The 23391-nt window shown below is 67.3% G+C and carries 23 protein-coding genes, 1 tRNA gene and 1 pseudogene; 24 read left to right on the top strand and 1 reads right to left on the bottom strand.

What is annotated here, in order from left to right; translation table 11 throughout:
* Positions 1-9: 9 nt before the first annotated feature.
* From RSP45_RS01435 to RSP45_RS01530, 20 genes and pseudogenes are all read left to right on the top strand, one after another.
* Positions 10-309 (top strand): annotated as a pseudogene (locus RSP45_RS01435) (LysR family transcriptional regulator); the annotation flags it as partial.
* 3 nt (positions 310-312) lie between these two features.
* Positions 313-993 (top strand): LysR family substrate-binding domain-containing protein, encoded by a 681-nt coding sequence (locus RSP45_RS01440; protein WP_261271202.1) that lies wholly within the window; start codon positions 313-315, stop codon positions 991-993.
* A 131-nt stretch (positions 994-1124) separates the two neighbouring features.
* Positions 1125-3113 (top strand): conjugal transfer protein TraG, encoded by a 1989-nt coding sequence (locus RSP45_RS01445; RefSeq protein ID WP_029074209.1) that lies wholly within the window; start codon positions 1125-1127, stop codon positions 3111-3113.
* Positions 3114-3123: 10 nt separating this feature from the next.
* Complete coding sequence (locus RSP45_RS01450; RefSeq protein ID WP_242221574.1) at positions 3124-3591, top strand: CopG family transcriptional regulator; 468 nt, start codon at positions 3124-3126, stop codon at positions 3589-3591.
* A 79-nt stretch (positions 3592-3670) separates the two neighbouring features.
* On the top strand, positions 3671-4513 hold the full coding sequence (locus RSP45_RS01455) for an APH(3'') family aminoglycoside O-phosphotransferase (protein ID WP_271114565.1): 843 nt from the start codon (positions 3671-3673) through the stop codon (positions 4511-4513).
* Between the two features lie 321 nt (positions 4514-4834).
* On the top strand, positions 4835-5830 hold the full coding sequence (gene trbB / locus RSP45_RS01460; RefSeq protein WP_242221577.1) for a P-type conjugative transfer ATPase TrbB: 996 nt from the start codon (positions 4835-4837) through the stop codon (positions 5828-5830).
* Positions 5827-6159, top strand: a complete 333-nt coding sequence (locus RSP45_RS01465) for a TrbC/VirB2 family protein (RefSeq protein WP_029074212.1) — start codon at positions 5827-5829, stop codon at positions 6157-6159. Before trbB ends, RSP45_RS01465 begins: the two co-directional genes overlap by 4 nt.
* Positions 6159-6440 (top strand): VirB3 family type IV secretion system protein, encoded by a 282-nt coding sequence (locus RSP45_RS01470; RefSeq protein WP_029074213.1) that lies wholly within the window; start codon positions 6159-6161, stop codon positions 6438-6440. Before RSP45_RS01465 ends, RSP45_RS01470 begins: the two co-directional genes overlap by 1 nt.
* A 13-nt stretch (positions 6441-6453) precedes the next feature.
* Entirely contained in the window at positions 6454-8946 is a 2493-nt protein-coding gene (trbE, locus tag RSP45_RS01475) for a conjugal transfer protein TrbE (RefSeq protein ID WP_415392952.1), read from the top strand.
* Positions 8943-9719, top strand: coding sequence for a P-type conjugative transfer protein TrbJ (gene trbJ, locus RSP45_RS01480; RefSeq protein ID WP_029074215.1), 777 nt, complete (start codon positions 8943-8945; stop codon positions 9717-9719). The genes trbE and trbJ overlap by 4 nt, the downstream gene beginning before the upstream one ends.
* A 14-nt stretch (positions 9720-9733) precedes the next feature.
* On the top strand, positions 9734-10000 hold the full coding sequence (gene trbK-alt, locus RSP45_RS01485) for a putative entry exclusion protein TrbK-alt (protein WP_029074216.1): 267 nt from the start codon (positions 9734-9736) through the stop codon (positions 9998-10000).
* Between the two features lie 2 nt (positions 10001-10002).
* Positions 10003-11364, top strand: a complete 1362-nt coding sequence (trbL, locus tag RSP45_RS01490) for a P-type conjugative transfer protein TrbL (protein ID WP_029074217.1) — start codon at positions 10003-10005, stop codon at positions 11362-11364.
* Positions 11361-12050: a conjugal transfer protein TrbF gene (trbF, locus tag RSP45_RS01495; protein WP_029074218.1), complete on the top strand. Its 690-nt coding sequence runs from the start codon at positions 11361-11363 to the stop codon at positions 12048-12050. The genes trbL and trbF overlap by 4 nt, the downstream gene beginning before the upstream one ends.
* On the top strand, positions 12047-13048 hold the full coding sequence (gene trbG, locus RSP45_RS01500) for a P-type conjugative transfer protein TrbG (protein WP_029074219.1): 1002 nt from the start codon (positions 12047-12049) through the stop codon (positions 13046-13048). Before trbF ends, trbG begins: the two co-directional genes overlap by 4 nt.
* Positions 13045-14181, top strand: a complete 1137-nt coding sequence (locus tag RSP45_RS01505; RefSeq protein ID WP_029074220.1) for a TrbI/VirB10 family protein — start codon at positions 13045-13047, stop codon at positions 14179-14181. The genes trbG and RSP45_RS01505 overlap by 4 nt, the downstream gene beginning before the upstream one ends.
* Positions 14182-14183: 2 nt before the next feature.
* Positions 14184-14405, top strand: coding sequence for a DUF2274 domain-containing protein (locus RSP45_RS01510; RefSeq protein ID WP_029074221.1), 222 nt, complete (start codon positions 14184-14186; stop codon positions 14403-14405).
* A gap of 135 nt (positions 14406-14540) precedes the next feature.
* Positions 14541-14861 carry a hypothetical protein gene (locus RSP45_RS01515; RefSeq protein ID WP_029074222.1) on the top strand — a complete coding sequence of 107 codons (321 nt, stop codon included), beginning with the start codon at positions 14541-14543 and terminating at the stop codon, positions 14859-14861.
* Complete coding sequence (locus RSP45_RS01520) at positions 14858-15220, top strand: toxin-antitoxin system TumE family protein (protein WP_242221579.1); 363 nt, start codon at positions 14858-14860, stop codon at positions 15218-15220. The genes RSP45_RS01515 and RSP45_RS01520 overlap by 4 nt, the downstream gene beginning before the upstream one ends.
* Complete coding sequence (locus tag RSP45_RS01525; protein WP_242221581.1) at positions 15208-15597, top strand: transcriptional regulator; 390 nt, start codon at positions 15208-15210, stop codon at positions 15595-15597. Before RSP45_RS01520 ends, RSP45_RS01525 begins: the two co-directional genes overlap by 13 nt.
* Positions 15594-17249, top strand: a complete 1656-nt coding sequence (locus tag RSP45_RS01530) for a recombinase family protein (protein ID WP_415392953.1) — start codon at positions 15594-15596, stop codon at positions 17247-17249. Before RSP45_RS01525 ends, RSP45_RS01530 begins: the two co-directional genes overlap by 4 nt.
* Here RSP45_RS01530 and RSP45_RS01535 read toward each other — a convergent pair.
* A tRNA-Ser gene (locus RSP45_RS01535) sits at positions 17211-17300 on the bottom strand. The genes RSP45_RS01530 and RSP45_RS01535 overlap by 39 nt on opposite strands.
* A 416-nt stretch (positions 17301-17716) precedes the next feature.
* Here RSP45_RS01535 and RSP45_RS01540 point away from each other — a divergent pair.
* The 4 genes from RSP45_RS01540 (at position 17717) to RSP45_RS01555 (ending at position 23347) form a co-directional block, all read left to right on the top strand.
* A complete protein-coding gene (locus RSP45_RS01540) occupies positions 17717-18628 on the top strand; it encodes a hypothetical protein (RefSeq protein ID WP_415392954.1) in 912 nt (303 codons plus the stop codon).
* Positions 18622-19707 carry an NUDIX domain-containing protein gene (locus RSP45_RS01545; RefSeq protein ID WP_415392955.1) on the top strand — a complete coding sequence of 362 codons (1086 nt, stop codon included), beginning with the start codon at positions 18622-18624 and terminating at the stop codon, positions 19705-19707. The genes RSP45_RS01540 and RSP45_RS01545 overlap by 7 nt, the downstream gene beginning before the upstream one ends.
* Positions 19708-19860: 153 nt before the next feature.
* Positions 19861-20901, top strand: a complete 1041-nt coding sequence (locus RSP45_RS01550) for a cysteine synthase A (RefSeq protein ID WP_415392956.1) — start codon at positions 19861-19863, stop codon at positions 20899-20901.
* 4 nt (positions 20902-20905) lie between these two features.
* On the top strand, positions 20906-23347 hold the full coding sequence (locus RSP45_RS01555) for a DUF3772 domain-containing protein (RefSeq protein WP_415392957.1): 2442 nt from the start codon (positions 20906-20908) through the stop codon (positions 23345-23347).
* Positions 23348-23391: the final 44 nt, after the last annotated feature.

A 23391-nucleotide genomic window follows, 5' to 3' on the forward strand; every position in this document is an offset into this window, starting at 1 on the left:
CCCGCTCCGATGCGGCGCACTAACCATCGAAACCTCGTGAATGGCGGTATCCTGTCTGGCAGGATACCGCTCATTTCCCTTGTTCAGTTCATCGCCGTCGCCGAGCATCTGAATTTTCGGCATGCGGCCAAGGCACTCGGCGTCAGCCAGTCGAGCGTCAGCGCGCGTGTGAAAGCGCTGGAGGATAACCTTGGTATCCTGCTGTTTGAGCGCCATGCGCGGGGCGTTCGGCTAACAGACGCAGGCAGGCACTTCATGGAGCGTGTCACGGCGGGTGTCGATCAACTCGATCACGCGGTGAAGACCGCCGGCATGACAGCTCAAGGAGAATGTGGCCGGCTTCGCATCGGCATCCATGCCTTGATCCCACGCAGCTTTCTCACGGAGCTGATCCGTCATTATCGGGAAGCCCATACCGGCATTGAGGTCGAGATAACCGAAGGCACGGCCCGCGATGCGGTGATGCAGCTTCGTGCTGACCAGCTCGACGTGGCGTTCGTCGCGGGCAAGCCCGAGATGCCCGACTGCCATACCCGACCGATCTGGACCGAACCGCTGGTGGTGGTGCTATCGGATGGGCATCGCCTCGCCGGGCAGTCCGCAATCACTTGGTCCGATCTGGTCGGCGAGACTTTCATTGTTCGCTATGGTGGCACCGGCCCGCAGGTCCATGACCATATCGTGCTGCGCCTTGCCGGGCGTTGGCCCGCACCGTCGATCCTGCGCTTTGATGTGGGGCGCGGCACGCTGCTATCTATGGTCGGACAAGGCTTCGGCATCACTATCGTCGGCGAGGCCACGTCATTATTGCCGACGACCGGCATCGTCTTCCTGCCCTTCCTCGATGAACCGGAGCCGGTTGCCTTTACAGCCGTCTGGTCGCCGTTCAATCGCAGCTCCGCACTGAAAAATCTACTCAACCTCGCAGGCAAAATGAAGCGTGACGGCGATTCGCCCAATCGTTTCCTCGATGGCACTCGACCGGCACGATAACGGCAAAGGCGACCCGTCCTATTTGCCGCCGATAGTATCCGGCAGCCCTCCGGCATCCTCTTTCCTGTTGCCCGTCCCGATTTTGCCTACTCTCTGATCGGCTCCGTCTTTTTTTGCCGACTGGAGCCTGTATGCGCGGAGGCCGAATCCTTTGGGGGCAGATTGGTGCCGTCTTCACCATCGTTCTGGTGATGGTGTGGGCAGCGACGCAATGGACGGCGTTCCGCCTCGGCTTCCAGCCGCAGCTTGGAGCACCATGGTTCGAGCTGGCGGGCCTGCCGGTCTATTATCCGCCCGCCTTCTTCTGGTGGTGGTTTTCGTTCGACGCCTACGCGCCCGCGATCTTCGTCGAGGGCGGCATCATCGCGGTATCGGGCGGCTTCCTCGCCATCGCCGCCGCCATCTTCATGTCGATCATCCGGGCGCGGGAGGCGCGCAACGTCGCCACCTACGGATCGGCGCGATGGGCTGAGGACCGGGAAATCCGTGCGGCCGGATTGCTCGGCCCCGATGGCGTCTTGCTCGGCCGATACGACCGGGACTATCTGCGCCATGACGGTCCCGAGCATGTCCTATGCTTTGCCCCGACGCGTAGCGGCAAAGGCGTCGGGCTGGTGGTGCCGACGCTGCTGACATGGCCGGCATCCGCCATCGTTCACGACATAAAAGGCGAGAACTGGACGCTGACAGCGGGCTTCCGCGCGAAGCATGGCCGCGTGCTGCTGTTCGATCCGACCAACGCCAGATCGTCGGCCTACAACCCGCTGCTGGAGGTCCGGCAAGGGGAATGGGAAGTCCGCGACGTGCAGAATATCGCGGATATTCTGGTCGATCCCGAAGGCAGTCTCGACAAGCGCAACCATTGGGAAAAGACCAGCCATAGCTTGCTGGTCGGCGCGATCCTGCATGTTCTCTATGCGGAGAAGGACAAGACCTTGGCGGGCGTCGCCAACTTCCTGTCCGATCCCCGCCGCCCGGTCGAGGCAACCTTGCGCGCGATGATGGACACGCCGCATCTCGGCGAAGCAGGCGCTCATCCCGTCATCGCGTCGTCCGCCCGCGAACTGTTGAACAAATCCGAGAACGAGCGGTCGGGCGTGCTCTCCACCGCCATGTCGTTTCTCGGCCTCTACCGCGATCCCGTGGTGGCGCGGGTGACGGCGCGGTGCGACTGGCGCATTGCCGACCTGGTCGGCAGCCGCCAGCCCGTCACGCTCTATCTGGTCGTGCCGCCATCCGACATAAACCGCACCAAGCCGCTCATTCGCCTGATCCTCAACCAGATCGGCAGGCGGTTGACCGAGGAACTGACCACCTCCGGCAAGCGCCATCGGCTGCTGTTGATGCTGGACGAGTTTCCGGCGCTCGGCCGGCTCGACTTCTTTGAATCGGCGCTCGCCTTCATGGCGGGGTATGGAATCAAAGGCTTCCTGATCGCGCAGAGCCTCAACCAGATCGAGCGCGCCTATGGCCCGAACAACGCGATCCTCGACAACTGCCATGTGCGCGTCAGCTTCGCCACGAACGACGAAAGGACGGCCAAGCGGGTGAGCGACGCACTCGGCACCGCGACCGAACTGCGCGACTCCACCAACTACGCCGGGCACAGATTGGCCCCGTGGCTTGGGCATCTCATGGTTTCACGGCAGGAGACGGCCCGCCCGCTACTCACGCCGGGCGAAATCATGCAGCTTCCGCCCACCGACGAAATCGTGATGGTCGCGGGCACACCGCCGATCCGCGCGACCAAGGCCCGCTATTTCGAGGACGCGCGGTTGCAGGAACGCATCCTGACCCCGCCCGATCTGGTCGCCGCTCCGCTGGCGCCCAGTCCATCCGCCGATGATTGGTCCGGCCGTGTGGTCGCGGCGGAAAGCCATTCCGCGACCGACGCCGCACACGGGGCCGAGGGCGATCCGGCCAATGCTGGCATCCGCCGCGAGCCGGAGCTGCCTGAGCATGAGGAAATCGTCGCCCCGCCGCCATCACCCGAACAGGAGTTCGAGTTTGTGGACGACGAGCCGGACGTTGACGCGGCCAAGGCCCGCGCCATGCGCCAACGTATGAGGATGGTCGCGCGGCAGGTCGCATTGAACCCCGATGACGGAATCGACCTTTGAGGACACGACCATGGCAACCAGAACCCGCCTGAATCTCTATTTCGACCCCGCGCTCATTCCGCAGATCGAAGCGATGGCGCTGCGCCGCTCGGTGGCGCTGCGCCGTAATGTCTCAAAATCCGCCATCGTGGAGGCGGCGGTCATATCTTACCTGTCCGGCGATGCCGACGACCAGCTTGAAGCCGCCATGTCGCGCCGCATGGACAAGCTCGGCCGCCAGATCGACACGCTCGACCTGGATCTCGCCGTGCTTGGCGAGACGGTCGCGCAGTTCATCCTTTTCTGGATGACCATCACTCCACCACTAACGGGAGCTGCACAATCCGCTGCTCGCGCGAAAGGCGCGGAACGGTTCGAGGGCTTCATGCAGAACCTCGGCCGGCGTCTGGCGACGGGGGACAGGTTCCTCAAGGAGCTGTCGCGCGATATCGTTCCCGATCAGATCCCAACCGACTTTGATGAAACCGACAGGGATTAGTGTTGGGTTTCGACCCTACTGCTGTCGTTCATTGGCTTGATCGCAGCGCCCCAAACCGAGTATAGAATGGCAGAAAAAAATGTGCCGCAGATTTTGGGATTTTCGCGACGAAGGTGTGTATTTAAATTTGGAATACGGATTGCTTGAAGATTCTCGTGCATGGGTTCCCATCAGGAGCGGGGAATCCGGTGATTTCCTCTATCGCCGTCACGATGATCTGGCCTACGCAAAGATAGCCTCGCGCGTGCGGATTGCAGACCTTGCGGGCGAGCGCGACCGCCTCGCTTGGCTGCACGGCAGAGGCGTAGCCTGCCCCGAAATAATCGCCTGGCGAGAGACGGAGGAAGGGGCTTGTTTGATGATGACGGCAATTCCCGGAGTGCCGGCGGCCGATCTATCGGGAGTCGATCTGCTCAAAGCGTGGCCTTCAATGGCGCAGCAGCTTGGCATCATGCACAACCTGCCGGTCGCTCAATGTCCATTCGAACGCAGTTTGTCGCGAATGTTCGCGTGCGCCGTGGATGTGGTATCCCGGAACGCCGTCAATCCCGACTTCCTGCCCGATGAGGACAAAACCAAACCACAGCAGGAGCTCTTGGCGCGTGTAGAACAAGAGTTGACGGTTCGGCTCGACCAAGAGAGCGCCGATATGGTCGTCTGTCATGGCGACCCCTGTATGCCCAATTTCATAGTGGACCCTCAAAGCCTGCGATGTTCGGGAGTGATCGACTTGGGGCGGCTCGGAACGGCAGACCGCTACGCCGATCTGGCGCTTATGGTCGCCAACGCCGGGGAGAGTTGGGCAGCGCCGCATGAAGCGGAGCGCGCTTTCGCCATCCTGCTCGACATACTGGGGATCAACGCGCCAGATCGCGAACGCCTTGCTTTCTATCTGCGCCTTGACCCGCTGACTTGGGGCTAGTGTCGCAGAAATCCTAAGTTTTGCGACAAAATCGCCGGCGCTGATTTTGTAGGGAAAAAGCTGTCGCGACAATCAGGCATGAAAATCTAACTTGCGCGACAGATTTTTGCGACACTGAACGACCGCTTCACCCTCTGTCGGCCCGGAAGCTGCCATTCCATTCTCCACCCCATCTTAGATGCCACCCATCCTATTTACCGCCGTTCGCCGCCGATCACCGCACGCAGCTAGATACTTGTTGAACCGGCCGGATTTCGGCCTCTCTTAATCGACCCCGATCCGGGGATCGCCTGTCGCGCCCCATGAAGAAACGGGGCCGACATGACCACCAATCACCAAAAGCCGGAAGCCATTGCGCGCGGCGCGCGCATGTTGCGCACCGCGCTCGGCCCAGCCATTGCCCGGCTGCTCGAAGACCCGGCCGTGGTCGAGGTGATGCTGAACCCGGATGGTCGCCTTTGGGTGGACCGGCTATCCGAAGGGCTTTCCGACACGGGCGAGCGACTGTCCGCCGCCGATGGCGAACGCATCGTTCGGCTAGTCGCGCATCATGTCGGCGCGGAGGTTCATGCCCGCAGCCCCCGCGTCTCGGCCGAACTGCCCGAGAGCGGGGAGCGGTTTGAAGGGCTATTGCCGCCCGTGGTCGCTGCCCCGACCTTCGCCATCCGCAAGCCCGCCGTCGCGGTGTTCACGCTCGACGACTATGTGGCGGCGGGCATCATGTCCACCGATCAGGCGGAAACGCTGCGCGAAGCCGTCGCATCCCGCGCCAATATCTTGGTAGCGGGCGGCACCAGCACCGGCAAAACCACGCTGACCAATGCGCTGCTCGCCGAGGTGGCGAAGACGGCGGATCGCGTCGTCATCATCGAGGACACGCGCGAGCTGCAATGCGCCGCGCCCAACCTTGTCGCCATGCGGACGAAAGACGGCGTGGCGACGCTTTCCGATCTGGTCCGGTCCTCGCTGCGCCTGCGCCCCGACCGCATCCCTATCGGCGAGGTGCGCGGATCGGAAGCCCTCGACCTGCTCAAAGCATGGGGCACCGGCCATCCGGGCGGGATCGGCACCATTCATGCAGGCACCGGCATCGGCGCGCTGCGCCGCCTTGAACAGCTCATCCAAGAGGCTGTCGTCACCGTCCCGCGCGCCCTGATCGCCGAGACAATCGACCTCGTTGCCGTCCTTTCCGGGCGCGGTTCCGCGCGCCGGCTGGCCGAACTCGCCCGCGTCGAAGGGCTGGGACCGGACGGCGACTACCGCATCACGCATCCCATCCCTTTGGCAATCCCCACCAGCACAGGAGAATCTTCATGATCCGCACGATTTCGCGCGGCTATCGCTTCGCCGCGACCGCCGCATCCACCCTTGTCATCAGCTTCATGCTCGCCCCGGCCGCCCATGCGTCCGGTTCGTCGATGCCGTGGGAAGCACCGCTCCAAAGCATCCTCCAGTCCATCGAAGGGCCGGTCGCCAAGATCATCGCCGTCATCATCATCATCGTGACCGGCCTGACTTTGGCCTTCGGCGATACGGGCGGCGGCTTTCGCAAGCTGATCCAGATCGTGTTCGGCCTGTCCATCGCCTTCGCGGCGTCGAGCTTCTTCCTGTCGTTCTTCTCGTTCGGCGGCGGGGCGCTCATCTGATGGCGGGCGGCCTCGAACAGCTCGACGCGGTGCCGGGGTTCACGGTCCCGGTCCATCGGGCGCTGACCGAGCATATTTTGCTCGGCGGCGCACCGCGCTCCATCGCGATTCTGAACGGCACGCTGGCCGGGGCCGTGGGCCTCGGCCTGCGCCTCTGGCTGGTCGGCATCGCCATCTGGGCCATCGGTCATTTCGCGGCCGTGTGGGCGGCAAAGCGCGATCCCCTCTTTGTCGAGGTCGGGCGGCGGCATCTGCGCATCCCCGGCCATCTGGCGGTGTGAGGGAGGCGCGTCGATGATGAACCTTGCCGAATACCGCAGCACCGCCACCCGACTCGCCGACTATCTGCCATGGGCGGCACTGGTCGGCTCCGGCGTCGTCTTGAACAAGGATGGGAGTTTTCAGAGGACCGCGAAGTTTCGCGGTCCCGATCTGGATTCCGCCGTCGCGGCCGAGCTGGTCGCCGTCGCCGGCCGCATCAATAACGCCGTGCGCCGCCTCGGCTCCGGCTGGAGCATCTTTGTTGAGGCGCAGCGCAGCGAGGCCGCGACCTATCCCGACAGCACCTTTCCCGATGCGGCATCGGCGCTGGTCGATGCCGAGCGCAAAGCCGGGTTCGAGGAAGCAGGCACGCATTTCGTGTCGGGCTATTTCCTGACCTTCCTCTGGCTGCCCCCGGCCGAGGAAGCCGCCCGCACTGAGGCATGGCTCTATGAGGGCCGCGAGAAAACCGGCGTGGACCCGTGGGAGCTGATGCGCGGCTTCATCGACCGCACCGACCGCGTGCTGGCGCTGCTCGACGGCTTCATGCCCGAGTGCCGTTGGATGGATGACGGCGCAACGCTGACCTACCTCCATTCCACCATCTCAACCAACCGCCATCGCGTGCGCGTGCCCGAGGTGCCGATGCACCTCGACGCGCTGCTCGCCGACCAGCCGTTGACTGGCGGGCTGGAGCCGCGCCTTGGCGACACACATCTGCGCGTCCTGACCATCGTGGGATTCCCGACCGCAACGATGCCGGGCCTGCTCGACGAGATGAACCGGCTGCCGTTCCCCTACAGGTGGGGCACGCGCGCGATCCTGCTCGACAAGACCGATGCGACCCGGTTGCTGACCCGCATCCGTCGCCAATGGTTCGCTAAGCGCAAGAGCATCGCGGCGATCTTGAAAGAGGTGATGACCAACGAGGCGTCCGCCCTTGTGGACACCGACGCGGCGAACAAGGCGCTCGACGCCGACATGGCGTTGCAGGAGCTTGGGGCAGACGTGGCGGGCATGGCCTACGTCACGGCGACCGTCACCGTATGGGATGCCGACCCGCGCGTGGCGCAAGAGAAGCTGCGCCTGGTCGAGAAGATCGTTCAGGGCCGTGACTTCACCGTCATGCCCGAGAGCGTCAACGCGGTTGACGCATGGCTCGGCAGTCTGCCCGGACACGCCTACGCCAATGTCCGCCAGCCGCCCATCAGCACTTTGAATCTCGCCCACATGATCCCGCTTTCAGCGGTGTGGGCGGGGCCGGAACGGGACGAGCATTTCGGTGCACCCCCTTTGCTCTTTGGAAAGACTGAAGGCTCAACCCCGTTCCGGCTAAGTCTCCATGTCGGCGACGTAGGACACACCCTTGTCGTTGGCCCGACCGGCGCGGGCAAATCCGTGCTGCTGGCGCTCATGGCCTTGCAGTTCCGGCGCTATGCGGGATCGCAGGTTTTCGCCTTCGACTTCGGCGGCAGCATCCGCGCCGCCGCGCTCGCCATGGGCGGGGATTGGCACGATTTGGGCGGTGGCCTCACGGAAGGAGATGAGGCGTCCGTTTCGCTCCAGCCACTTGCCCGCATCCACGACACCTATGAACGCGCATGGGCGGCGGACTGGATTGCGGCCATCCTCATGCGCGAGGGGCTGGCGATCACGCCCGAGGTCAAGGAACACCTTTGGACGGCGCTGACTTCGCTCGCTTCCGCGCCGGTCGAGGAACGGACCATCACCGGCCTTGCGGTGCTGTTGCAATCCAACGATCTGAAACAGGCGCTCCGTCCGTTCTGCGTCGGCGGTGCCTATGGCCGGCTGCTCGACGCCGAGACAGAGCATTTGGGATCGGCGGACGTGCAAGCCTTCGAGATCGAGGGCCTTGTCGGGACCGGCGCGGCCCCTGCCGTGCTTGCTTATCTGTTCCATCGTATCGGCGACCGGCTCGATGGCCGCCCCACGCTGCTCATCATAGATGAAGGCTGGCTTGCGCTGGACGACGAGGGTTTCGCCGGCCAGCTCCGTGAGTGGCTGAAAACGCTGCGCAAGAAGAACGCCAGCGTCATCTTCGCCACACAAAGCCTGTCCGACATTGACGGCAGCAACATCGCGCCCGCGATTATCGAGAGCTGCCCGACGCGACTCTTGCTGCCGAACGAGCGCGCCATCGAGCCGCAGATCACGGCCATCTATCGCCGCTTCGGCCTCAATGACAGGCAGATCGAAATCCTCGCACGGGCCACGCCCAAGCGGGATTATTACTGCCAGTCACGGCGCGGCAATCGCCTGTTCGAGCTTGGCCTGTCCGAAGTCGGCCTCGCCCTCTGCGCCGCATCCGCCAAATCCGACCAGACCCTCATTGCGCAGATCGTCGCCGAACGCGGCCGCGACGGCTTCCTCGCCGCATGGCTGCGCGAGCGCGGCGTCGATTGGGCGGCCGACCTGATCCCGAACCTCACCAATCTTGCCGACCGGCCGGAATCCGCCGCGCCGGCCCCGCTCGATAGCCACCCCACACAGGAGATTCTTCCATGACCTATCCCAAGATCGTTGGGGCCTCGGCCCTCGCGCTGGCGCTCGCCATGCCCGTCGCGCTTTCGCCCATGCTGGCAAGCCCGGCCCATGCACAATTCGGCTTCGGCCGGATCGTCTATGACCCGACCAACTATGCGCAAAACCTGCTTACCGCCGCGCGCACGCTGGAGCAGATCAACAACCAGATTCAGAGCCTCCAGAACGAGGCGCAGATGCTCATCAATCAGGCCCGCAATCTGGCGAGCCTGCCATATTCCTCGCTCCAGCAGCTCCAGCAGAGCGTCCAGCGCACGCAGCAGCTTCTCGGGCAGGCACAGAACATCGCCTTCGAGGTCGGCCAGATCGACCAAGCGTTCCAGAAGCAATATGGCAATGTCTCGCTTTCGGCGACCGACGCCCAGCTTGTCGCCGATGCGCGCAGCCGGTGGGAGAACACGGTCGGCAGCTTGCAGGACGCCATGCGCGTGCAGGCGGGAGCGGTCGGCAATATCGACAGCAACCGCGCCGAAATGGCCGCGCTGGTCGGCCAGAGCCAAGGCGCGACCGGCGCGCTGCAAGCCACGCAGGCCGGCAACCAGCTTCTCGCCCTCCAGTCGCAGCAGCTTTCCGACCTGATCGCGGTCATCTCGGCCAATGGCCGGGCCGACGCGCTGACCGAGGCCGAGCGCGCGACCGCTGCTGAACAGGGCCGCATCCAGCGCGAGCGGTTCCTGACACCCGGCACCGGCTACCTGCCGGGCAACGCGCAGATGTTCAACAACGGCAACAACTGACCGGGAGGCTCGCCATGGACGGCAAGATGCTGGCCCGGCTCGGGGCCGTGGTGTTCGTTGCGATTGCCTTGACAGTGACCGCAATCGACATGGCGCGGAAGGATGAACCTTCCGCGCCGCTCCCGGCCTCGGCCCTCCAGCCGCCGCCCGATCCCCTGCGCGCCAGCCTGCGCCGTTGCCAGCAGCTCGGCGAGGCCGCCGCAAGCGATGCCGACTGCCTCGCCGCTTGGGCTGAATCCCGCGACCGCTTCCTCGGCCGTGACCGCAGCGAGGCGCGCTGACCATGGGCAACACGGGCGTCATCGACAATTTCCTCGGAGTCTTCACCTCCTACATCGACAGTGGTTTTGGGCTGCTCGGCGGCGAGGTCGCCTTCATCGCCACAACGCTGATCGTCATCGACGTGACGCTCGCCGCGCTCTTTTGGGCATGGGGCGCGGATGACGACATTATCGCGCGGCTGGTCAAAAAGACGCTGTTCATCGGCGTCTTCGCCTACATCATCGGCAATTGGAACAACCTCGCCCGCATCGTCTTCGAGAGTTTCGCCGGCCTCGGCCTCATGGCCTCGGGCACCGGCTTTTCCGTCACCGATCTGATGCGGCCGGGCCGCGTGGCGCAGACCGGCCTCGACGCCGGCCGTCCGCTTCTCGATTCCATTTCCGACCTGATGGGCTGGATCAGCTTCTTCGAGAACTTCATCCAGATCGCGTGCCTGCTGTTTGCATGGGCGCTGGTGGTGCTGGCCTTCTTCATCCTCGCCATCCAGCTTTTCGTGACGCTGATCGAGTTCAAGCTGACCACGCTCGCCGGCTTCGTCCTGATCCCCTTCGGCCTGTTCGGCAAGACCGCCTTCATGGCCGAGAAGGTCTTGGGCAATGTGGTGTCGTCCGGCATCAAGGTCTTGGTGCTCGCCGTCATCATCGGCATCGGCAGCACCTTATTTTCGCAATTCACGGCCGGTTTCGGCGGGGCAACCCCGACCATCGACGACGCCATGGCGATTGTGCTGGCAGCCCTGTCGCTGCTCGGCCTCGGCATCTTCGGCCCCGGCATCGCCAACGGCATCGTCTCTGGCGGCCCGCAGCTCGGCGCGGGCGCGGCCGTGGGAACCGGCCTTGCGGTCGCAGGTGCAGGTGTCGCCGCTGGCGGCGGGGCTATGCTTGCGGCCAAGGGCGGTGCTGCCGCCCTCTCCGGTGGGGCCGCGGCCGTCCGCGGCGGTGCGACCGCCGCGGGCGCGGCAACCGCAGCCTATAGCGTCGGCGCGCTCGGCCAGTCCGGCGCGGTCGGTGTTGCTTCCGGCCTTGGTGGTGTTGCCCGCGCCGCAGGCTCGGCCGCCGTCTCTCCCTTGAAGCGCGCCGTCTCGAAAGCCACCGAGAGCGTCAAGTCCAGCTTTTCCGGTGGCGCACGCGCCGCCTTCGGTGTGACCGGCGGCTCATCCACCGCAGGCACGGTCGGCGGCGCGAGCGCCGATCCCACCGCAGCAGCATCCGGCCCGGCCGGCAGCCCGCCCGCATGGGCGCAACGGATGCGGCGCTCGCAGGCCATGAACCACGGCACGACCATGGCCGCCCATGCGGTGCGCTCCGGCGACAGCCACGGCTCCGGTTCCTCCATCAACCTTTCCGAAAGTGACCGCTCATGAGCATCTTCAAACGACCAGCAACCCACTACGGCAAATCGCCGGAACCCGAGACGCCCTATCAGAAGGCCGCGCAGGCATGGGACGAGCGTATCGGCTCGGCCCGCGTGCAGGCGAGGAACTGGCGTTATATGGCCTTCGGTTCCCTGATCCTGTCGGCCGGCTTCGCCTCGGCGCTGGTCTGGCAATCCGCGCGCGGGACCGTGGTGCCGTGGGTGGTGCAGGTGGACAATCTTGGACAGGCGCAGACCGTCGCGCCGGCCGCCGCCGATTATCGCCCGACCGACCCGCAGATCGCTTTCCATCTCGGCCGATTCATCGAGCAGGTCCGCGCGATCCCGGCCGACGCGATCATTGTCCGCCAGAACTGGCTTCGCGCCTACGAATGGACCACGGATCGCGGGGCGGCGGCGCTCAACGACTACGCCCGCGCCAATGATCCTTTCGCCAAGGTCGGCCGTCAACAGGTCGCCGTCGAGGTGTCTAGCGTCATCCGGGCGTCCCCCAACAGCTTCCGCGTCGCGTGGACCGAACGCCATTTCGAGAACGGCCAGCTTTCCAGCACGGAACGATGGACCGCGATCCTGACCATCGCCATCCAGCCGCCGCGCGATGCCGAACGGCTGCGCGCCAATCCGCTCGGCATCTACGTCAACGCAATTTCGTGGTCGCGGGAGATGAGCCAATGAGGACGATCACCCGCACCCCCACAATCGCGGCCGTGCTGCTTTCTGCCACCATGCTCGCAGGCTGCGCCACCAACCGGACGCCGCAATTCAGCTATGACGCCAGCGTACCCCCGCTGCCAACCGTGCAGGCGGCGGCAACCGATAACACGCCCCGGCCTTTGCGTGTGCCCCCTGCATGGACCGTCGCGCGTGGAGGAACCGCCGCAGGGACGCCGGCCGGCCGCGTCGAGAACGCCAATGCAGCCGCCCGCGTCGAGCCGCGCCGGGAAGGCTACTACAATGCAATCCAGATTTATCCGTGGTCGGAAGGCGCGCTCTATCAGGTCTATGCCGCAGTCGGGCAGATCACGACCATTGCGCTGGAGCCGGGCGAGAGCCTGACAGGCGCGGGGCCGATTGCGGCCGGCGACACCGCCCGCTGGATCATAGGCGACACCGAGAGCGGCAGCGGTGCGAACCGCCGCGTCCATATCCTCGTGAAACCGACGCGACCTGACATTTCCACCAACCTTGTCGTCACCACCGACCGGCGCACCTACATGATCGAGTTGCGCGCGCGGGAATCACTCTACATGCCGGCCGTCGCATGGGCCTATCCCGCACCGCCTGCCGGCCAGCGTCACACCGTTCCAGCCGCACCGATCATCCCGGCCGAGGCTGCGCGGAACTACCGCTATGCATTGCACGTGCAGGGCGACAACCCGCCATGGCGGCCGGCTTCCGTGTTCGACGATGGCCGGCGCGTCTATGTCGTCTTCCCGGCCGGGATCGTGCAGGGCGAAATGCCGCCGATTTTCGTGCTCGGCACGAATGGCGAACCGCAGATCGTCAACAGCCGAGTCCACCAGAACGTCCTGATCGTGGACCGCCTGTTCGGCGCGGCCGAGCTGCGCCTTGGCAACGGCAACCGCCAGCAGGTCGTCAGGATCGTTCGCATCAACCCGACGCAGGCCGCTGCCGCACAGCCCGCCAGCGCGACCGGAGGCTCCCCGTCATGACCGACAACACCATCAGCGACACCATCGCGCCCATGCGCCTGCGCGCCGAACCGCCGCGCGTCACCCGCCTGTCTCGCAAGATGCTGGCAGGCGTCGGCGCGGTCGCCTTGCTCGGCATCGGCGGCGCACTGATCTACGCGCTCCAGATCCGCGATGCAGGGCCGGGAGGCGAAGAACTCTATTCGACCGAGAACCGCCCAACGGCGGACGGCCTGTCCGGCTTGCCGCGCGACTATACGGGGCCGGTGCTCGGCCCGGCGCTGCCCGGCGACCTCGGCCGTCCGATCCTCGACGCGCAGAACAGGGGACAGCCGGTCGCGCCGCCCGTCATGACGACGCCCGCCGTCGATCCCGAAGAAGAACGCCGCCGCGCCGAGGAAGAAGCCGCGCGCTTGAGCAACGTGTTTTTCCAGTCCGGCCCACGCACGGGAGCGCCGGCAGGAACGTCCATGCCCGGCCTTGCAGGACTCGGCCTCGGCGGACAGCCCGCGACGCAAGACCGGCACGCGGCTTTCCTCAACGGACCCGTGGACCGGCAGACCATCGCGCCGGATCGCGTCGCGCCGCCGGCATCGCCCTACATCCTTCAGGCCGGGGCCGTGATCCCCGCCGCGCTCATCACCGGCATCCGCTCGGACCTGCCGGGCCAGATCACGGCGCAAGTGACCGAGAACGTCTATGACAGCCCGACCGGCAGCCTGCTCCTGATCCCGCAAGGGACGCGCATCATCGGTCAATACGATGACGGCGTGACCTTCGGCCAGCGCAGGGTGCTCTTGGTGTGGAATCGCCTGATCCTGCCCGGTGGCCGTTCCATCGTCCTTGAGCGCCTGCCGGGCGCGGACGCCAGCGGCTATGCCGGGCTGGAAGACGGGGTTGATTACCATTGGTGGGATCTGATGAAGGCCGCAGGGCTGTCCACGCTGCTCGCAGTCGGCACGGAGCTGGCGACCAGCGACGAGGACCGGCTTGTTCGAGCTATCCGCGACGGGGCGCAGGATACCGTCAATCAGGCGGGCCAGCAGATCGTGCAGCGCCAGTTGCAGGTTGCGCCGACTCTCACCATCCGGCCCGGCTTCCCGGTCAGGATCATCGTCACCCGCGACCTTGTATTTGAGCCGGCAGGAGGTTGACCATGACCAAGCTGAAACTCGGCCCGCTTCCCGACGACAAGCCCGTGAAGGTGACGGTGGAGCTACCCGCGCCGCTTCACCGCGATCTGACCGCCTATGCCGAGGTGCTGGCCCGCGAGAGCGGCCAGCCCGTCGCCGATCCCGTCAGGCTCATCGTGCCCATGCTGGAGCGGTTCATCGCCACGGATCGCGGCTTCGCCAAGGCACGGCGAGCCGCCAACTGAGTCCCATCCCGGCAGGGGTGCCGCCAGCGCATAGACGCAAATGCGGCACGCTACAGCCCGCCGACTGCCCTCCATGGTTCGCCCAATTCCGGGGCCTACAGCGCCCCGGAATCCACCAGAACCAAGGAGGATTCCATGTGTGCAGAGCGCCGTCGCGCCCGCAAAGGGCGACCGCGACAGCCGGTCCCCGAGACACTTCCCGACGATCTTTTCGACTATGCCGACGAACCTACGCCGGACGGCCGGGAGCGCCGCAGGTCGCCGCTTCGCATCGTCGATGTGGTGTCGTTGCCTGTCTTCGACGACTGGCCCGAGAAGGTGCCGATCACCGAGGAAGAACTGCAAATCTTCGAGCGGTATTTCGGTGACGTGCTCGACCGACTGTTCGGCCCAATCGACGATCCTGGCAATCAGGACTTGCAACGGTTATCCTCCGATGATAACACTAAGCCATGAGCGAGGATCGTGACCCGAGCCTCGACACGCTTCTGGACCTCGACGGACAGGTGCTCGTTGTCGATCCCGAGGGCGGCCATTGGGTGAAGTTCGTCGTCACCCGCGTTCCGGCCTCGCCGGAAAAGCCGCACGGCCTCGATTATTCGCTCACGCTTCACGGGCCTTCGGGCGAACGGTTGGTCGGATTCGATAACGCCCATCCGGTCGGCCGAGGAAGGCGGGGCGAGCCGATGGACCACCGGCATCGCCTCCAGACCGTGAAGCCCTACGCCTACGAGGATGCGGCCACGCTGCTGGCCGACTTCTGGCAGGCGGCGGACGCGGTGTTGAAGGAACGAGGCGTAACATGGCCACATTGAAAGTCGGGATTGCCGACTACGACGAGATGAAGGCGCGCACCATGCGGATCGCCAAAGGCGAGGAAAAGCCCGCACCCGACGATCCGAAGGTGTGGTTCACATCCATGGAATCCTTCGCGCAGCTCCTTTCGAGCGGGAACCGCGAGTTGCTGCGCGTCATCGACGAGCAGTCACCCGGTTCGCTGGAGGAACTGTCGCGGATCACGGGACGGGCGAAGCCTAACCTGTCCCGAACCCTCAAGAAGATGGCGAGCTACGGCCTGATCCGTATGGACCCCGGCGAGGGCCAGAAGCTCGTCCCTAAGGTGCTGCATGACCGCGTGGAGCTGGAATTGCCGCTGATAGAACGTCGCACGGCGGAAGGAGTCCGGTCATGAATATGCAAAGTCCCCATGTTGCGCTGCGCGCCGCGCTCTACCTGCGCGTTTCCACCACGCGGCAGGCCGAGCATGACGTGTCGATCCCCGACCAGCGCAAGCAGGGCGAGGCTTATTGTGTCTCGCGCGGCTACCAGCTTGTCGAAACCTTCGTGGAAGCCGGCGCTTCGGCCACCAATGACCGCCGCCCCGAGTTCCAACGGATGATCGAGGCCGGCACGTCCAAGCCCGCGCCCTTCGATGTCGTCGTGGTCCATTCGTTCAGCCGGTTCTTCCGCGATCACTTCGAGCTGGAGTTCAACGTCAGGAAGCTCGCCAAGAACGGCGTCAAGCTGGTGTCCATCACGCAGGAGATGGGCGACGACCCCATGCACGTCATGATGCGGCAGATCATGGCGCTGTTCGACGAATACCAGTCGAAGGAGAACGGCAAGCACGTCATGCGCGCCTTGAAGGAGAACGCCCGGCAAGGCTTCTGGAACGGCTCCCTGCCGCCCATCGGCTACCGTGTCGTCGATGCCGAGCAGCGCGGCGCGAAGATGAAGAAGAAGCTGGAGATCGACCCGCTCCATGCCGACACCGTGCGGCTGATTTTCCGCCTTGCATCGGAAGGCGACGGCACGTCCGGCCCCATGGGCGTCAAGAACATCGTCAATCACCTGAACAAGCACCGCATGTTTACCCGCAACGGCGGGCGTTGGGGCATCGGCCAGCTTCACCGTGTCCTGACCCGGCGCACCTATATCGGCGAGCATCGCTTCAATCGCCGCTCCAATAAGGGCGTGGTGAAGCCGGAGGAGGAAATCGTCACCGTCGCCGTGCCGCCGCTGATCGACCTTGAGATATTCGAGGCCGTGCAGAATCGCTTGAAGGTCAACAATCCGAAGGTGACGCCGCCGCGCGTCGTCAGCGGCCCGAACCTGCTGACCGGCATCTGCCATTGCGGCAATTGCGGAGGCGCAATGACGCTGCGCACCGGCAAGAACGGCCGGTATCGCTACTATGCTTGCTCGATTCGGGCACGGCAGGGCGACACAGGCTGCAAGGGCCGCGCGATCCCGATGGATAAGCTCGACCGCATGGTGGTGACGCATATCGAGGAAAGGCTTCTCGACCCCGAGCGGATCGAAGACGTTCTCGCCTCGCTTCTGGATCGCCGGCAGGAAGGCGTCGAGCGGCGCAGCCAGCATATTGCCGAGTTGAACCATCGCGCGGCCGAGGCCGACAACCGCCTCAAGCGCCTCTACGATGCCATTGAAGCCGGTTCGCTCGACCCGGCCGAGTCTTCCCTTGGCGAGCGCATCGCGGGCCTCACGGCGCTTCGGGATCAGGCGCGGGCCGATGCCACGCGGATCGAAGCCATGCTCGCAAGCTCTACCCACCAGCGCCTCACCGGGGCAGCCGTGCGGGAACTGGCGAGCGAAGCACGCACCCGACTGCGGCTTGGAAAGGGCGGCTATCGGCGGGAACACGTCCGGGCCTTCGCCCAACACGTCGAGGTCGCAGACGACGCGATCTACATCAAAGGAAGCAAAAACGTCCTGTTGAGGACGCTGGTAGCCGCCAAGGGAGGGAAATCGGCGGGAATCGGCGTTCCCGGTTTTGTTCCGAAGTGGCGGAGAGGGTGGGATTCGAACCCACGGAACCCGTGAAGGCTCAACGGTTTTCGAGACCGCCCCGTTCGACCACTCCGGCACCTCTCCGCGCTTTGGGGTGGTGAGGGCGGGATTTATCGGTGCGGTGGGCGAAGCGCAAGGGGGATTTCGCAAATATCTTGCCACCTTCGGGGACGCTGCAGGACGGCGGCCGGCTGCGGGACCCGTGGCGGCTCAAGCCCGTGCAGTCGGGCGGGAAGACAGGTCTCGTCGCTGACCTTCCGCTGCTCGGACGTCGCTCAAGCCCGTGCGGGCGGGGCGTCAGCTCAAGCCGGCCCCCGCCAGCGGGTGCCGGTCCAGCCTCGACCCGCGAGGACGGGACGGCGGCTCCGGGAGGTTTCCGAGGCGGCTCTCTCAGCACCCGAACCCGCACGGCCGGCGGACTGGCGGAATCGGGCCGGACCGGCGCGCCTGCGACCTTCCGCGGCTTGCGGGACGGTGGCGGGTAGGGCACAGGGGCTGGGATGAGCAGATCCACCGTCAGGGCTGTTTGCATTGCCGCGGCGTTGTCGGGGCTGCTCGCCATGCCCGGCATTCCGGTGGCGCCGGGACGCGCCGCCGCGCAGCAGCCGGATCTGCCCGCCCAGCCTCCTGCCGAGTTTCGCGGCGTCGACCCCGCGCGGGTCGAACAGGCGATGCGGCTCGACCTGCTGGCAACGGTGCTGGCGGCCGAGATCGCGGCGGCGGGCGACCCGCTGCGCCCGCTCCCCCCCGGCGTGCGCGATCCGCGCTGGCAGGCGATCGCGGCCCGCGTCGCCTCGCCGCAGCGGATCCTGGCCGGGCTGCGCGCGGGCGTGGCCGAGGGGCTGGCGGCGCTGGATCAGCAAGCGCAGCGGGCGGCGGTGGCCGAGGCGCTGAGCTTCTGGGAAGCGCCGCTGGGCCGGCGGGTGATCCTGCTGGAACTGGCCGCGCGCGAGGCGATGATCGCCCCGGGGTTCGAGGCCGCCGCCCGCGCCGATTTCGCCGGCGCCGCGGCGCGCAACCATCCGCGGGCCGAACAGGTGCGCGCGCTGGTTGCCGCGGGCGATCTGGTCGAGCCGGCGGTCGCCGCCGCGCTGAACATGAGCGTGGCGCTGCTGGAAGGGGTGGCGCAGGCCGAGCGCCGGCCGGTCGACCGCGATACGCTGCTGCGCCGGGCCTGGGCGCAGGAACCCGCCATCCGCGCCGACCAGTCCGGCTGGATCGAGGCGCTGCTCCATGTCGCCACCGGGCCGCTGAGCGATGCCGAGATGGCGCTGCTGGTCCGGGCGGCCGGGCGGCCCGGGCACCACCGGCTCAACGCGATCCTGCAACAGGCGGCGGCGGGGGTGTTCGCCGAGATCGCCCGCGATCTCGGGCTTGCCTCGGCGCGGCGCGGGCGGGGGGCGCCGTGGTAGGCCCGGTGCTGCTGGTCGGGGTGCTGGCGGCGCCCGAGATGCTGGCGGCGCTGGGGCTGGCGCCGGCGGGGCTCGACATCGCGCTGCCCGGGGCGCTGCGCGGCGGCGGCGCGGGGACCGGCGCCGGGGGTTGGCCGCAGTGGGACCGCGACGCGGCGGGGATGGTGGCGGCAACCCCGGTCACGCCCAACCCGCAGCTGGCGCGCTATGCCGCGATCATGGGGCTTGCGCCGGTCGAGACCGGGCAGGGCAGGGTGCTCGGCACCCGCCCGACCGGCGACGCCGACCCTGAGCCCACCCGGTCCCCCGATCCGGCGCTGGCCGCAGGGGTGGCGGCGGAACTGCTGGCCCTCGACCCGGCGATCCCGGCAGAGCTGCTGCGGGCGCATCTGCCGGGGATCGCCTGGCGGGCGGATTCGCGGCGCCGCGCACGTGGCGCGCCACGCCGCGGCGAGCTCGCGCCCGCCGAGCCTGCCCCCGACCGGCTGCGCATCGAACACCGCTCCACCCCCTATCTGGGCCATTTCGCCGTCGAACAGCTGCGCCTGCGCCACCTTCTGCACCGCGGCGGCTGGAGCGGGGAGATTGAGCGGGCGGTGTTCATCTCGGGCGATGCAGTGGTGGTGCTGCCCTGGGATCCGGGCCGCGACCGGGTGCTGCTGGTCGAGCAGTTCCGCGCCGGCCCCGCCGCGCGCGGCGACCCGCAGCCCTGGCTGCTCGAACCCGTCGCCGGCCGCATCGACCCCGGCGACACCCCGGCCGAAACCGCGCGCCGCGAGGCCGGGGAGGAAGCCGGGCTGACGCTGTCGCGGCTGATTCCGGTGCCGGGCAGCTACCCCTCGCCGGGCAGCGTGGCCGAATATATCTACGCCTTTATCGGCATCGCCGAGCTGCCGGACGGGGCGGCTGGGATCGCGGGGCTCGAGTCGGAATCCGAGGATATCCGCAGCCATGTGCTCGACCGCGCCCGGCTGACCGAAATGGCGCTGGCCGGGCAGATCGTGAACGCGCCGCTGCTGATCCTGGCGCTGTGGCTCGACCGCATGGCCGGGCGGCTGCGCCGCGACCTGACCCCCTGACGCGCCCCGCCGCTTTCTTCCTTGCCCCAATATCCCGCGGGGGGCGGGGGCGCGAAGCCCCCGCCCGCAGCCGTGCAACCGCCGCCCCCGCCGCAGGGTTGCCTGATCCCGCCCCCGCTGGTTTAACGGCAGGGCAAGAGGAAAGGCCCGACCATGCGCAACTGCCCCGACCTGGCCGCCGCCATCGGCCACACCCCGCTGATCCGCCTCAACCGCGCCTCGGAGGCGACGGGCTGCGAGATCTGGGGCAAGGCCGAGTTCATGAACCCCGGCCAGTCGGTCAAGGACCGCGCGGCGCTCTACATCATCCGCGACGCGGTGGCGCGGGGCGAGCTGCGCCCGGGCGGCACCATCGTTGAGGGTACGGCCGGCAATACCGGGATCGGGCTGGCGCTGGTCGGGGCTTCGATGGGGTTCCGCTCGGTCATCGTGATCCCGGAAACCCAGAGCCAGGAAAAAAAGGACATGCTGCGGCTGGCCGGCGCCGAGCTGGTCGAGGTGCCCGCCGCCCCCTACAAGAACCCCAACAACTATGTGCGCTATTCCGGGCGGCTGGCCGCGGCGCTGGCCGGCACTCTGCCGGGCGGCGCGATCTGGGCCAACCAGTTCGACAACACCGCCAACCGGCAGGCGCATGAGGAAACCACCGGCCCCGAGATCTGGGAACAGACCCAGGGCCGCGTCGACGGCTTTGTCTGCGCGGTGGGGTCAGGGGGCACGCTGGCGGGGGTGGCGGCGGCGCTGCAGCCCCGCGGCGTCAAGATCGGGCTGGCCGACCCCGAGGGCGCGGCGCTGCACGCCTATTACACCACCGGCCAGTTCGACAGCCCCGGCAGCTCGATCACCGAGGGCATCGGCCAGGGCCGCATCACCGCCAACCTCGAGGGCTTCACCCCCGATTTCAGCTGGCGCATCCCGGACGCCGAGGCGCTGCCGGTGATCTTCGACCTGCTCGAGTTCGAGGGGCTGTGCCTGGGCGGCTCGTCCGGGATCAACGTCGCCGGCGCGATCCGCATGGCGCGCGAGATGGGGCCGGGCAAGACCATCGTCACCGTGCTGGCCGATTACGGCAACCGCTATCAGACCAAGCTGTGGAACCCGGTGTTCCTGCGCGACAAGGGCCTGCCGGTGCCGCATTGGCTGGACCGTGACGCCGGCGCCCCGGCGGCGCTGCCGGACGTGACCGAGGGCTGAGCCGATGCAGGGCGCCCGCATCCCGCAGGCCGGGCGGCTGCGGCCGGTGCTGCTGGCCGCGCTGCTGTGGCTGGCGCTGGCGGTGGCGGTGCTGGCGCAATCCGCCGCCACCGAGCCCGATTATGCCGACTGGGAACGCGAAGCCAGCCGCGCCGAAGAACTGGTCGAGGCCAGCGACACCCCTCCGGACGTGCTGGGGGCGGTGCGGGCGGAAATCGTCGCCTGGCGCGACCAGTTCCAGCAGGCGCAGACGCTGAACGGCACCCGCATCGCCACGCTGCGCGAACAGATCGGCGCGCTTGGCCCCGCGCCGGCCGAGGGCGAGACCGAGGCCGAGGACATCGCCGCCCGCCGCCGCACCCTGAACGAGCAGCTGTCGGAATTGCAGGCGCCGGGGCTGCGCGCGGTCGAGGCCTACAGCCGCGCCGACAGCCTGGTGCGCGGCATCGACGACGAGCTGCGCACCCGCCAGACCAGCGCGCTGCTGCGCCACGGCCCCTCGCCGCTCTTGCCCGGCAGCTGGGCCGAGGCGGTGTCCGCGGCGGTGCAGCTGGCGCGCGGCATCGCCGCGGATGTGCGCGAGCGCTGGGTCGGCCCCTCGGGGGAAACCCTGCCCGCCCGCCTGCCCGAGGTGGCGCTGTATCTGGCGCTGGCGCTGGGGCTGCTGGTGTTTGCCCGCGGCTGGGTGGAGGCGCTGCCGCGTCGGATGTCGGAGCGGGCCAGCGACTATGCCCGCGACGCGGTGGGGTTCGCGGCCTCGCTGGGGCAGATCGCCATCCCGACCGCGGGCGCCTATCTGCTGGTGCGGGCGCTGGATGCGACGGGGCTGGCCGGCCCCTGGGCGCGGCCGATCCTGATGGCGCTGCCGGTGGCGGCGCTGATCCTGTTCGGGGGCCGCTGGCTGGCGCGGCGGCTGTTCCCGGCCAGCGGCGACCCGCCGGTCTGCTTCCCCGAGCCGATGCGGCTGCGCGGGCGGCTTTACGGCACCGGGCTGGCGCTGGCGCTGGCGCTGCACCATGTCGCGGCCCGGGCGCTGCTGCCGCTGTCGGGGACGCGGGGCGGCGGGCCGCAGGACAGCCGCATCCCGCTCGAGATCGACCCGGGCGCGGCGGCGGTGTTCCACCTGCCGCTGGTGGTGCTGGGCGCGGTGATGCTGTTCCGGCTAAGCCATATCCTGCGCCGCGCCCGCGAGTTCACCAACACCAATACCCCCGATTACGGCGACGCGGCGCTGGCGCTGCTGGGACATGCCGGGCGCTTCGTGGCGCTGGTGGCGCCGGCGCTGGTGCTGGTCGGCTTCGTCACCATGGCCAATGCGATCCTGTGGCCGACCGCGATGACGCTGGGGCTGCTGGCGCTGCTGGTGGTGCTGCAGGAGTTCGTGGCCGACCTGTGGGTGCTGGTGACGCGCAACCGCGACGGCTCGCGCAACGAGCTGGCGCCGGTGCTGATCGGCTTTGCCATGGTGCTGCTGTCGCTGCCGCTGTTCGCGATGATCTGGGGCGCCAGCGTCACCGACCTGACCGAGACCTGGACCCGGGTGCGACAGGGGATCTCGCTGGGCGGGATCCGGCTGTCGCCGGGGGCGATCCTGACCTTCGTCGTCGTGTTCGCGCTGGGGTACATGGCGACGCGGCTGCTGCAGGGCACGGTGCGCAACACCATCCTGCCCCGCACGCGCCTGGACGAGGGCGCGCAGAACGCCGCCGTGGCCGGGCTGGGCTATGTCGGCATCGTGCTGGCGGCGCTGTTCGCGATCACCTCGGCCGGGATCGACATGTCGAGCCTGGCCATCGTCGCCGGGGCGCTGTCGGTGGGGATCGGTTTCGGCCTGCAGAACATCGTCTCGAACTTCGTCAGCGGCATCATCCTGCTGGTGGAGCGGCCGGTGGCGGTGGGCGACTGGATCCAGGTCGGCGGCGCGCAGGGCTATGTGCGCAGCATCTCGGTGCGTTCGACCCGCATCCAGACCTTCGACCGCACCGATGTGATCGTGCCGAACTCGGACTTGATCTCGAAAGAGGTGGTGAATTGGACACGCGGCAACCTGCAGGGGCGGATCATCGTGCCGGTGCGGGTGGCTTACGGTTGCGATTCCCGCCGGGTGGCGCAGATCCTGACCGAGATCGCCGAGGACCAGCCCACCGTGCTGATCAACCCCGCGCCGGTGGTGGTGCTGGCCGGTTTCGGCACCGACAGCCTGGATTTCGAGGTCCGGGCGGTGCTGTCCGACATCAACCAGGGCGTCACCGTCGCCTCGGAGATCCGCCACCAGATCGTCGAGCGCTTCGCCGCCGAGGGGCTGGCGATTCCCTTCACCAACCGGCAGGTGCGCATCGTCAGCGGCGATGGCGCCGTCTTTGGCGTGCCCTCCAAGCCAGCGCCGCCGGCCGAGGCGGGCAGCGCCGGGGGCGACGAGGAGGCCGAGGGCGCCGACCAGCGCTAGACCGCCCCGGACACAAGTTTTCGCGGGCGATGGAACGATTGCCG

The sequence above is a fragment of the Paracoccus sp. SJTW-4 genome (genome assembly GCF_047716885.1).
In the GTDB taxonomy this organism is placed as follows: domain Bacteria; phylum Pseudomonadota; class Alphaproteobacteria; order Rhodobacterales; family Rhodobacteraceae; genus Paracoccus; species Paracoccus solventivorans.

What these genes read in the sequence shown, in the direction of transcription:
- RSP45_RS01510 (WP_029074221.1), top strand. Translation starts at nt 14,184, where the DNA reads ATGACCAAGCTGAAACTCGGCCCGCTTCCCGACGACAAGCCCGTGAAG.
- trbJ (WP_029074215.1), top strand. Translation starts at nt 8,943, where the DNA reads ATGACCTATCCCAAGATCGTTGGGGCCTCGGCCCTCGCGCTGGCGCTC.
- RSP45_RS01530 (WP_415392953.1), top strand. Translation starts at nt 15,594, where the DNA reads ATGAATATGCAAAGTCCCCATGTTGCGCTGCGCGCCGCGCTCTACCTG.
- trbE (WP_415392952.1), top strand. Translation starts at nt 6,454, where the DNA reads ATGATGAACCTTGCCGAATACCGCAGCACCGCCACCCGACTCGCCGAC.
- RSP45_RS01550 (WP_415392956.1), top strand. Translation starts at nt 19,861, where the DNA reads ATGCGCAACTGCCCCGACCTGGCCGCCGCCATCGGCCACACCCCGCTG.
- trbF (WP_029074218.1), top strand. Translation starts at nt 11,361, where the DNA reads ATGAGCATCTTCAAACGACCAGCAACCCACTACGGCAAATCGCCGGAA.
- RSP45_RS01525 (WP_242221581.1), top strand. Translation starts at nt 15,208, where the DNA reads ATGGCCACATTGAAAGTCGGGATTGCCGACTACGACGAGATGAAGGCG.
- RSP45_RS01540 (WP_415392954.1), top strand. Translation starts at nt 17,717, where the DNA reads ATGAGCAGATCCACCGTCAGGGCTGTTTGCATTGCCGCGGCGTTGTCG.
- RSP45_RS01505 (WP_029074220.1), top strand. Translation starts at nt 13,045, where the DNA reads ATGACCGACAACACCATCAGCGACACCATCGCGCCCATGCGCCTGCGC.
- RSP45_RS01455 (WP_271114565.1), top strand. Translation starts at nt 3,671, where the DNA reads ATGTGCCGCAGATTTTGGGATTTTCGCGACGAAGGTGTGTATTTAAAT.
- RSP45_RS01445 (WP_029074209.1), top strand. Translation starts at nt 1,125, where the DNA reads ATGCGCGGAGGCCGAATCCTTTGGGGGCAGATTGGTGCCGTCTTCACC.
- RSP45_RS01440 (WP_261271202.1), top strand. Translation starts at nt 313, where the DNA reads ATGACAGCTCAAGGAGAATGTGGCCGGCTTCGCATCGGCATCCATGCC.
- trbG (WP_029074219.1), top strand. Translation starts at nt 12,047, where the DNA reads ATGAGGACGATCACCCGCACCCCCACAATCGCGGCCGTGCTGCTTTCT.
- RSP45_RS01555 (WP_415392957.1), top strand. Translation starts at nt 20,906, where the DNA reads ATGCAGGGCGCCCGCATCCCGCAGGCCGGGCGGCTGCGGCCGGTGCTG.
- RSP45_RS01515 (WP_029074222.1), top strand. Translation starts at nt 14,541, where the DNA reads ATGTGTGCAGAGCGCCGTCGCGCCCGCAAAGGGCGACCGCGACAGCCG.
- RSP45_RS01450 (WP_242221574.1), top strand. Translation starts at nt 3,124, where the DNA reads ATGGCAACCAGAACCCGCCTGAATCTCTATTTCGACCCCGCGCTCATT.
- RSP45_RS01520 (WP_242221579.1), top strand. Translation starts at nt 14,858, where the DNA reads ATGAGCGAGGATCGTGACCCGAGCCTCGACACGCTTCTGGACCTCGAC.
- trbL (WP_029074217.1), top strand. Translation starts at nt 10,003, where the DNA reads ATGGGCAACACGGGCGTCATCGACAATTTCCTCGGAGTCTTCACCTCC.
- trbB (WP_242221577.1), top strand. Translation starts at nt 4,835, where the DNA reads ATGACCACCAATCACCAAAAGCCGGAAGCCATTGCGCGCGGCGCGCGC.
- RSP45_RS01470 (WP_029074213.1), top strand. Translation starts at nt 6,159, where the DNA reads ATGGCGGGCGGCCTCGAACAGCTCGACGCGGTGCCGGGGTTCACGGTC.
- trbK-alt (WP_029074216.1), top strand. Translation starts at nt 9,734, where the DNA reads ATGGACGGCAAGATGCTGGCCCGGCTCGGGGCCGTGGTGTTCGTTGCG.
- RSP45_RS01465 (WP_029074212.1), top strand. Translation starts at nt 5,827, where the DNA reads ATGATCCGCACGATTTCGCGCGGCTATCGCTTCGCCGCGACCGCCGCA.